1 pseudogene is annotated in these 275 nt (G+C 42.9%); it reads left to right on the forward strand.

The features are described 5' to 3' along the window. Window positions 1-275: pseudogene (locus tag ACVC5O_RS13115) on the forward strand (hypothetical protein); the annotation flags it as partial.

Raw genomic sequence — 275 nt, forward strand, 5'->3', positions numbered from 1 at the left:
TTTGAATATACAGTATGTGATAACGCAACACCAACACCAAACTGTGATACAGCAGAAGTAGAGGTGACAGTAAATGCAGAAGACGTACCAGTAGCAGAAGATGATGTAGCAGAAGTAGATGAAGACAGTACAGACAATGTAATCGATGTGTTAGCCGATAATGGAAATGGCGCAGATGACTTTGGAGCAGACGGACCAAATACAGGAGCAATTACACTTCCAAGTGGAACGACGACTGAAGGCGGAACAGTAACAGTAGATGATAATGGAACACC

The organism is Lacinutrix salivirga (assembly GCF_053604675.1).